Raw genomic sequence first — 9,424 nt, 5'->3', positions numbered from 1 at the left:
GCCAGAACCTGCCCACCGACCCCGCCGCACTCCGGGAGCGGCTCGCCGAGATCCACCGGCGGCGCCTGACCCTGCTCGGCGCGCTACTGGGCACCAAACTCGTCCGACCCCTCACCCCCACCGAGGAGGCCGCGATCTCGCTCGCCATCCACGAGACCACCGGCCACACCCACGCAGCCAGCACCCTGACCGACCCCACCCTGCCGCAGGTGTGGGCCGCGCTGCGCGACCCGACCGCGCCCCCTGGTCCGGCCCCTAGGTTCGGGCCGGACCAGGGGTGTCACCGCGCCCTGCAACACTGACCGGATGCTGATCGAAGAGCATGTCCCGGTCTGCGCCGAGCCGCCGGTTCGCTTGTTCACCGCCCGCAGCACCGGGCCAGCCGACCGAGCGTTGCTGGTCATCCACGGCGGCCCGGACTGGGACCACAGCTACCTGCGCCAACCGCTGGAACGCCTGGCCGACACCCACCGGCTTGTGTTCGCGGATCTGCGCGGCTGCGGCCGCTCGACCACCGGTCTACCACAGCAGGCTTACACACCCGACGCCGCGGTCGCCGACCTGCTCGCCCTGCTCGACGCCCTGCGCATCGAGCGCACCGATGTGCTGGGCTTCTCCTACGGCGGCCTGCTCGCCCAACGCCTCGCGCTCGCCGCGCCCCACCGGATCCGACGCCTGATCATCGCCTCCAGCAGCATCCCGCCGGTGCCCGACAACGCCTACGAGCACTGGCCCGAGGTCGCACAGCTTCAAGCCACGGGCAATGCCGTATGGGCCGACGATCCCGAACCGAGCCCCGAACTCGTCCGCGCCGACGCGCTCGCAGGCATCCCCGCCAACATCTGGCGACCCGAAGCATGCCCCGAATACCGCCGCCGCCTCGAGCAGGTGCGCTTCACCGCCGAGTGGACCCGCCCCTACCTCGACGGCGCTCTCCCACCGGCCCGGCCGCAGAACTCTGTCGAGCGGCTCGCAGCCCTCGGCCTGCCGATCCTGCTACTACACGGCCGCCAGGACATGACCTTCCCTGCGACCCTGGCCGAACAGAGCGCCGCCGTCATCCCCCACGCCCACGTCGCCATCCTCGACCAGGCCGGCCACATGACCCACATCGACCAACCCGAGGCGTGGCTCGACGCTATCTCCACCTTCCTCGACTGACTGCCGGCTCCACCAGCAATCAACCCGAGCCACGACCGACATTTTCAAGGCTCTGCCGGCGATCTTGTTGCGCGCACGTCGCGAGCAAGATCTGTGCGCCGGGCGGCAGTCGGAGTCCTTCGCCGTGTTGCGGCAACCGACCGGCGTGCGGCTGGTCATCAGCGGTGGCATCCGAGTCGACGCATTGCGTCGGAGCGCCACCAGTCGGGTTGGGTGGGACCGATGATGTGCGATGTTGGCTGATCCGGGTGTAGGCCGAGTTGCCGTAGTACCGCCGATGGGATCTGGATGCTGAACCAGCCGCGCCAATGGCCGTCCTTGCGTCTGCCGCAGGCCAGGTCGATCCGCACGTCCTCAGGAGCGAAGGGCAGCCAGTCGATTCCGCGATCGAGCAGTCAGCTGCAGACGGCGCTGTACGGATGCGGGCAGCCGGGCAGATTCTCGTAGCCCAGCACGACAACCCGTTCTGGGTCCTGTGTCATCATGCAGTCCATCGTGCCATGACTCGCGGCGCGGATATGGAGGATTATTCAGAACGCCTTGCCTTGGCTGGGGTCTGACCCCGTGTCATGACAACGACCCCGCGTGCGTATGGGCGGATTCCGGCGGTCGTCGCAACGCTGCCGGGGCCCTGAACTCGCCGCCCTGGCCGGGCACATACGCGCGTTCGCGAAGATGATGGCCAACCTTGAGGGCCACCTGATCGACGAGTGGATCGCCAACGCGCAAGACAGCGGCCTCGCTCCGCTCGAGGCCTTCGCCCGCGGACTGACTGCGGACTATCGGCTCAAGGGGTGGCTGCATGCGTGGCACACGATCGGTGTCCTGAGTAGACCCCACTGGAACCCGGCTCATCCGGACTTGAGCGGGGCTGGCATGCCGAGGTCAACGGGCGTGCGGCGATCGATTTGTGCGAGCTTGTCGTTCGCGCCGGCCCCCTAACCCGCAACCCCACGACTCACTTGACGGCGGCTCGCTGCTCAAGGGCGGCGCGGTGCCAGTCCTGGGAGGACATCGTCACGGCCACGTCCGCGATTCTCTGCGCCGACTTCGTGTTCAGTTTCGTCCTGCTCGACTCGATCCAGCCGGCCACGTTCCGGTGGCCCGTGTCGCGGTACTCCACGGCCTGGAAGAGGCATTCGAGCTTGTCGGCGTCATGGGCGCACTGGACTTCTAGGCTGTCGCCGTGCTCGTAGTCGTGGACGAGCGCCCGGATCTCCTCTGCGAGCGGTCCGGGCAGACCACTGGTCTGATCGGCCGTCACCGCCTCGTTCGACGCAGCGTCCAGATACCGCCGGCCGATGTGCGGAATGTCGCCGACCCTTGTCTCCTGCGAGTCGTGCCACAGCGCCAGATACGCGGCGCGAGCCGGATCGGCGCCCTCCAGCTTCGCCAGCAGCGAGGCGATCAGGGCCGTGCGGAAGGAGTGCTCGGCGATCGATTCCGGGTCCTTCACCCCGCAGATCCACCAGCCGGTGCGCTTCGAGAGCTTGAGCAGTCCCGCCTCGAAGATGAGCCGGGCCGTGCCCTCGAACTGCGAGTCCTCCACGCGATCCGCCTTCCTGTCCTGCGATCAACGGTGGAGCCGGAGCGCGTAGCGGATCGACTCCAGCTCGCCGAGTGCCTGCCTCGAAACCGGCTTCGTATCGAGAAGTATCCCGACTCTACGCTCAAGATCGGCGCTCGTGCGCGGATCATCGACGATGAGCTTCGGGCGCGCGGCGAGCAGCGCCCACGTGGTGTGCACGTTCAGATCCACGTACCCGAGCGCGCCGTCCAGCCGGTCCACCAGGTGCCGCAGAAGCCGATCGCCGCGCCACGCGCCCAGACCTCCCGGCATGAACGAATCGTCGCATTCTGCCGCCGCGGTCTCCCCGACCCAGTAGGCCCAGTAGTTCAGATTCGCGACCTGGCTGCGTTCGTCGCTCAACCCGCGCTCGATGAACTCGAGCAGCAGAGTGCGGTCACCGTGCCGCGTCATCGACGCCGCCAGGGATCGCGCGGTGGGCCAGGTCGGTGACCAGCCGCCCAGACAGCGCGGCAGGCGCCCGCGGTGCTGCGCCAGCCAGCCCGCCGCATCGGCCCGCTGGTCGAAGCTGAGCAGGTAGAGAGCTTGGCGCCGCAAGAGCGCCTCTCGCTCGGCGCGTGCGCTCTCGACGACGCGGCGGAAATGGTCGAAGAACCGCACTCTCGCGTCAGCCGTGATCACTGGCCGATCAGGGCTCGGCCCGCGCCGCGATAACTCAACCTGCGGAAGGTTGGTCGGCGTGCGCTTGGATACAGATTACATCTCTAGGTTCGTATTCAGGCAGTGAAATGAGTGCTAGGAGCCGCAAGCCGCAGGGCGAAAGGACGGTGCCGTCAACGTGATCACGTACTGGCAGGGTGAGATCCAGCTCGCCGAGAGTACGGGCGTGTGCGCTCTGGGCGCCTCGCTCCCGCAGGACCAGACCACCGCCTGTGTGATGCTGGCGGCGATCCTGGTGCGCAACTTCGCGGCCGATTGCTGGCCGGGCTGGTACCGCGCGCAGGTCTACTGCGCCGACGACACGGCCACGGTACTTGAAGGCGATACGCGGGTGCGGCTGGCGCGGGTGCTGTTCGACCGCCGGGAGCGCCCGGAGTTCACCGTTTCCGCCCTCACCGCGGTGCGGGCGACCCTGCTCGCCATGACGCTCGGCGAGCCATCAAGGCCGGCTGTCGCCGCGATGGACCGGACGACAGCCTCGGCGGTGGGCCGGCCCGCACCCGGCCCACCGCCGGAACTCAACCATTCGCCCAGCGCCCGGAGCATGCCGTTCCGCTACGGCTGAACCTGTCGGTGTCCGGGAAGCTTATCGGGGCTCGTGTCGGTGTTCAGGTTCGTTGGCGGACCGTGTTTCGTTCGTGATCTCAGAGCCCGGAGAACGTCGGCTCGTGGCGGGATTGCGTGTGCCTGCCGGTGCCAACCGGCACGGCGACAGGAGAGCCGGGTGTCCGTGCCCGGCTTTCGGGTGAGACGCTGACTACGCCACGTTGATCAAGCACCCCGGAGAGTGCGCCGTGTTCGAAGACCAAGGGCCAAGTCCGCGTCAGCGCACGCAACGGTGGCGGGTGGGCGCATCGGTCGCGCTGGCGCTGTTCGGCTTCATAGCCTGGTCAGCGTTGTCGACCGACCTGAGCCAGGGCACCGAGCCCTTCGGTTTCGACTTCCTCCTGCTGGCCGCGGCCGCCGGAGTACTGGTCTCCTGCCGCCTGGCCCGGCTGAGCGTCGCCGTGTTCACTGCGAGGCCCAGCCACAATGGCGATCGGCTCCACTACAGCAGTGCGACGGCGGTGGGGTCGTTGCTGCTGCTTCCCGGCGGGGCACTCTGGTTCGCGCAGTGGATCGTGCGGACGTCCCGAGACGCGCAAGTCGAGGGCTGGCAATCTCGCGTCGGCCGCACGTGGCGCACGGCGCTCTGGGCAGCGTGGGCGCTCGCAGGCACGACAGGGCAGGCGGTGTTCGCATGGGGAATGACAAGGCCAACGACGGACTCGGCCCCTGATATAGCGTTGAACGCTGCCGCATTGCTCAACGCACTCGCGATGATGTTGCTCATGTGGTTCGGATCCCTGCCAGACAAGACAGGCGAATAGGCCTGCGGGCAGCTCGCGCGCCAGCACACAAGCCGCGGGGGTCGTGAGCGGCGAGCGTAGACGCCTCCAACAGGATCGACTGAAACCTGCCCACTGCCTGTCGGACCCCAAGCCGGACGCCGGCCCATCCAAGATCTTCAACCGAAACGGCATCAGGACAGATGGGTGGGCGGCGATGGCGGGTCGCCGGCTGCCTCCCCGCTGGAGCACGCTCCCGTCACCATCGCGTTCTGGAGCTGGTAAGCCTGGGCGACGTCTGAGGCGACGGAGTCGATGTCGGCGTTTGCCTTCGTGATCGCGGCGGCGGTCGCCTGCCATGCGGCCGCGATCGCGTCCGTGATGCCGGACGGTGGCGTGACGCCTTCGTTCTGCAGCGCTGTGGCATCCGTATCCGGCCACGAGTCCATCGCGCTGGGCGGGCTGGAGTGGGTAATAGTGTCGGCCCTCGCCTTCGGGGCGGTGGGTGCGGTCGGCGGAGTACAGGTCGAGCACGCCGTCTGATATCAGCCGCGCGTAATTGGACGCGAGGACCGCCGCCGAGCGCGGCAACGCACTGATCGTCACGCACAGTGCGTCCAGAACGTCGGGCGCGAGCAGATCGTCGAGGGCCCGCACTCGACCGGGGCCGACCCGCGGTGTCCATGTCGGATCGGCGTAGAGCAGGCGCCCGAGCCGGATCGCGGCGCTGTTGGCCTGGACGGTCAGCGGGCTGCGCGGGCCGCTGTCCGGGACGCTGGCGGTGCGCACCAACACCGGAGGCAGTTTGGCCCACGCAGCGCCTGCCGCGCGCAGCAGGTCGGCTGCTTCGACGATGTCCAGATCAGGGGTCGACGGCAGACGCGGGGCGAGGCGAGTGAGCAGGTCTGCGGCCAGCGCGTGTGCGACGGCGAAACTCGTGGCGGCCGCGCGCAGGTTCCCGGCCGTGTGCACGGGCGGGTGCTCGCCGGTGTTCAGACGGTTGGCAGCGCGATATGCGGCGGTCGCGAGCCGCTCCAGACCGGTGCGGATCCGCTCGGCGGCGAACCCGGGGGCCTCGTCCGGCTGCGGATAGTCCACCGGCGTCGCCAGGACCGGGGCCGACGAGAGCTCCAAGCGCGCGGTGGACGTTTCTGGGCACTGCGCGGCCGCTTCGGCCAGGTCGCGCGCTGCGGCCGCCAGGTCCTTCTCCCGCGGCCGGTACACGTCCATCCGGTTTGGTCGCTCGCGCGGCAGATCATCGAACCTGACCACCGTGCGGGTCAGTTCGGCCACCCGGTCGGTGAGGTCGGCGGCGCGGCGCAGCAGGTGTTGGCGCACCGGCGCATCCAGCAGTTCCGATCCTTCGGGCGTACGCGCGAACGATCGAGGCGGGTCGGGTATGGCCAGGTGCGTGGCCAGCAGGTCCTGGGCGACGGTCAGGAAACGCGCGGCGTCGCCGATCAGTTCGTCGGCCGCGGTCGGCGCGGCACTCGATCCAGCGTGGCGCCGGATGCGGCGGTCGGCTGCTGAGAGCCGGTCGAGGAACGCGGGCTGCCAGGCGGCCACGGGCGCCCCGGTCGGCGTGGTCCCGTACCGCTTGCTGAGCGTGATGAGCGATCGCGTGACGGCGCACAGCGCGGCGCAGGTGGCCGCGCTCACGCGCGCTCCGCCGCATATCCCCGCGTCGGCCTGCCGAAGGCGGGTCTCAGCCAACTCGACGAAGTCCTCGAACACGGCGGGCATCAGGCCGCGACCTTCGCGTTGACGAACGCTTCACGCGCCTGCTGCGCCAAGACGCCGGCGTGCGCCAAGGCGTAGATCTGCTGCGGTTCTGAATCTCACGGTCGGCGCTGCCGCAACGAGCGCACACACGTATCGGCGTTCCCGGCAGCCGAACCATGCCGCCAGGGACGCAGCGGCGAACCGCGCAGCCGCCCCATACGCCATCACGGCCGGGTTGCCGCCCGGACCTTCGCAATGCCCAGCCCGGTGTAGGAGCACCGGACCAGGGCCCAGAACACCCTGCATAGGAGGGTCACCATGCCCCAGCCCAACAACCCCCGACGCCGAGCCACCGCAAACCCCGACCGGGACGCTCGGCCTGACCGAGTCGACGCCGAGCCGGGGATGCACGCGACGGCCGACCTCAACGAGGGCCACCTCGCCCTCGCCCGCCTCGTCGACGCACTGTTCTGCTCCGACCTGGAAACCGGCTCCACCCCCACCCACCGGCAACTGGCCGCCGCCATCCGAGGCGCGCTACAGAACCGCCGCGGCTGGAACGGCCGCACCCGCGCCGTCGCCGAAGCGTTCACCAGGAACCCCCGCGAGGCGGAGATGCGGGAGCTCTGGTGCCAGCAACTCGCCGAGATCGCGCTCGGAGGCGCGGGCGCGTCATTGGAGCCTGACGGGATCGGATAGGCGCTCTATGCCGCTCGGGCTGCCGTGGAAGATCGCCGGAGAGATAGGGGTGCATCAGAAGTCTGCCAGGGGCGCGACTCTTGTGAGGATTCGCGGCAATTCGGATGTGGTGTCCGGTCGCGGCGATTCCCACGGATTCGAGACCGTTCGCCGAGCATCGCGACGGACTTTTCGCGGACTTGAAGATCGAAAGGCTCTGCCGGATCTCTTCCGGCAGAGCCTCTACCTGCATAAACGCGGTGGGCGATACTGGGATCGAACCAGTGACCTCTTCGGTGTGAACGAAGCGCTCTCCCGCTGAGCTAATCGCCCGCGACGTGGAAGACGATACCGCATGCGCGGGCGGATCTACGAATCCTTTGGCCGAGGCGTGTCCCGGTGGCGACGGCCGCACCGCGAGCCCGGTTCCGGCACAACAACCGATCCCGGCTCGTTGCGGGATGCGACTACGCGGCGTTCGGCCCAAGCCAGTTCAACCGTCACCGATACGATGACGCCCTGCGGGCCCTGAGCACAGCGATCGGCTCTGACGCCGACGCCACATGAGCACTACCTGTCGCGGCCCGATGGGCTCAAAGACGGGGAAGCGGTTGATGGAAAGGTTTGAAACACAGAGCCTGGCACTCATGCCTGGCCAGAGGTTCGGGTCAGGATCCTGAGCCACCACCCATGGGGGGTTCTCGTTGAGACTGCCGTATAGAGAATGCCGGCGTGTCTGCCTCGATCGACATGATCCAGCGATTCTCCCGGACCACGAGCAGCCATGACGAACTACGCGCGCTCTATCCACCCGCAGGTTCGCAGATCGACGCGGTGATCGAGCGGATCCATCGCTGGCATCCCCCGGTATCAGTACGGCTCAGCATCCGCCCCGCCGACCTGGAGTCGCTGGCCTGGCGCTGCGACTTCTGCGGCGAACGAACCGCGGTGAGCCCAGGCGGAGACACACTCGTCTGCCGAGCCGCAGCGGCACTCACGCCGCGCCATGGGCCCTCGCCGCCCCGCCCCGGCCATCACCCTCAGGGCGGTCGCGGGGGATCCGCAGCGACCGCCTCCGGCCCGCAAGGCGGCGGGCCGAGTAGGCTTGCGCGCCGGACGGGACGGGACCGAACTCGACCGGACCGCGCTCGACCGGACTGCGCTCCGGTCGGTCACCTCGCCGCGCTCGGCCGCTCGGCCGCTCGGCGCGGGTCGCTCCGTCGCTGGGCCGGGTCGCGCCGGGTCTGCGTCGGACCGCCCGCGGCGCCTCGTCGGCGAAGCGCTTTCTCGCAACCGGAATTTTCCTGCTAAATATGCCTCCGTTAACACTTATGGGCGTAATTGATGGGATTTTCGCCGGATGGCAAGGCGCGTTTGCTCCGGTCGCGCGCCGAGGCATGGGACCGTCGAAGCCGGGCGGCGAGGGCGGCGCGGTTCGGACGCCAGGCGATCCAGCGATGGGAGCCGGGCGCCCCGCATTCAGCCTGACGGCGTAGACGTACCCGTGCATATCGGTCGTAGGGGTTTACCGACCACGCTCCGGTGGCATCTTGCCGACGTTCCGTGCGTAAGCCCTCAGCGCACTTCTACGGGAAAGGCCGGCCGCCCATGAGCACTTCGGTGACCTGTGAGCTGCACCTGCGCCTGGTCGTGTCCAGCGAGTCGTCTCTGCCCGTCCCGGCCGGCCTGCGCTACGACTCCGCCGACCCGTATGCCGTTCACGCCACTTTTCACACCGGTGCCCAGGAAACCGTGGACTGGGTATTCGCCCGCGAGCTGCTGTCCGAAGGACTGCGGCGGCCGACCGGATGCGGCGACGTCCGCGTGTGGCCGTCACGCAACCGGGGGCAGGGCATCGTGTGCATCGCACTGTCGTCACCCGAGGGCGAGGCGCTGCTAGAGGCACCGGCCCGGGCGCTGGAGTCCTTTCTGAAGCGCACCAACGCCGCCGTGCCGCCCGGGACCGAGCCGCGGCACTACGACATCGACGCAGAGCTGGCGCACCTGTTCGCCGGCAGCTGAGGAGTTCACCGGGCAGGCGGGCAGGCTGAGGGCTCATTACGACAGGAACTGCACGGGTCCGGCCGCGGTCGGGCCGCGGTCCGGCGGCGTGCCCAACCAACTGCCGGGGCTTGGTCCCGAGATCAGGTCCCGGGACTAAGGGCTCGTCGCTAAATTATCTTTACATGTCCTGATTGTCCTGCCAGGATTCTGCTATGGCTGTGGTCATGGAGATCGACGAGCGGGTGCTGGCGGCGAAGTTCGAGGCGATCCTGCCGCATCTTGA

7 protein-coding genes, 1 tRNA gene and 1 pseudogene are annotated in these 9,424 nt (G+C 68.8%); 5 read left to right on the top strand and 4 right to left on the bottom strand.

The genetic code is table 11. The features are described from left to right. Both KGA66_RS26370 and KGA66_RS26365 read left to right on the top strand, forming a co-directional pair. A pseudogene (locus KGA66_RS26370) lies at window positions 1-302 on the top strand (hypothetical protein); the annotation flags it as partial. Window positions 303-306: 4 nt separating this feature from the next. After that, window positions 307-1,161, top strand: coding sequence for an alpha/beta fold hydrolase (locus tag KGA66_RS26365; protein WP_211471813.1), 855 nt, complete (start codon window positions 307-309; stop codon window positions 1,159-1,161). Between the two features lie 958 nt (window positions 1,162-2,119). Here KGA66_RS26365 and KGA66_RS26360 read toward each other — a convergent pair. Both KGA66_RS26360 and KGA66_RS26355 read right to left on the bottom strand, forming a co-directional pair. Next, on the bottom strand, window positions 2,120-2,710 hold the full coding sequence (locus KGA66_RS26360) for an HD domain-containing protein (RefSeq protein ID WP_211471811.1): 591 nt from the start codon (window positions 2,708-2,710) through the stop codon (window positions 2,120-2,122). Between the two features lie 24 nt (window positions 2,711-2,734). After that, window positions 2,735-3,370: a hypothetical protein gene (locus KGA66_RS26355; RefSeq protein ID WP_211471809.1), complete on the bottom strand. Its 636-nt coding sequence runs from the start codon at window positions 3,368-3,370 to the stop codon at window positions 2,735-2,737. 157 nt (window positions 3,371-3,527) lie between these two features. Here KGA66_RS26355 and KGA66_RS26350 point away from each other — a divergent pair, with 157 nt between their 5' ends. Beyond that, a complete protein-coding gene (locus tag KGA66_RS26350; protein WP_211471807.1) occupies window positions 3,528-3,974 on the top strand; it encodes a hypothetical protein in 447 nt (148 codons plus the stop codon). A gap of 325 nt (window positions 3,975-4,299) precedes the next feature. Here the strand turns inward: KGA66_RS26350 and KGA66_RS26345 are convergent, their stop codons facing one another. Then, on the bottom strand, window positions 4,300-6,396 hold the full coding sequence (locus KGA66_RS26345) for a hypothetical protein (protein ID WP_211471805.1): 2,097 nt from the start codon (window positions 6,394-6,396) through the stop codon (window positions 4,300-4,302). A 381-nt stretch (window positions 6,397-6,777) separates the two neighbouring features. Here KGA66_RS26345 and KGA66_RS26340 point away from each other — a divergent pair, with 381 nt between their 5' ends. Next, complete coding sequence (locus tag KGA66_RS26340; RefSeq protein WP_211471803.1) at window positions 6,778-7,158, top strand: hypothetical protein; 381 nt, start codon at window positions 6,778-6,780, stop codon at window positions 7,156-7,158. A gap of 240 nt (window positions 7,159-7,398) precedes the next feature. Here the strand turns inward: KGA66_RS26340 and KGA66_RS26335 are convergent. Then, window positions 7,399-7,470 (bottom strand) — tRNA-Val (locus KGA66_RS26335). 1,275 nt (window positions 7,471-8,745) lie between these two features. Between KGA66_RS26335 and KGA66_RS26330 the strand changes: the two genes are divergently transcribed. Beyond that, complete coding sequence (locus KGA66_RS26330; RefSeq protein ID WP_211471801.1) at window positions 8,746-9,159, top strand: SsgA family sporulation/cell division regulator; 414 nt, start codon at window positions 8,746-8,748, stop codon at window positions 9,157-9,159. Window positions 9,160-9,424: the final 265 nt, after the last annotated feature.

This window comes from Actinocrinis puniceicyclus (genome assembly GCF_018283645.1).
GTDB classification, from domain to species: Bacteria; Actinomycetota; Actinomycetes; order Streptomycetales; family Catenulisporaceae; genus Actinocrinis; species Actinocrinis puniceicyclus.
The sequence above is the reverse complement of the archived record's forward strand: the minus strand, read 5'-3'. Positions and strand labels throughout refer to the sequence as shown.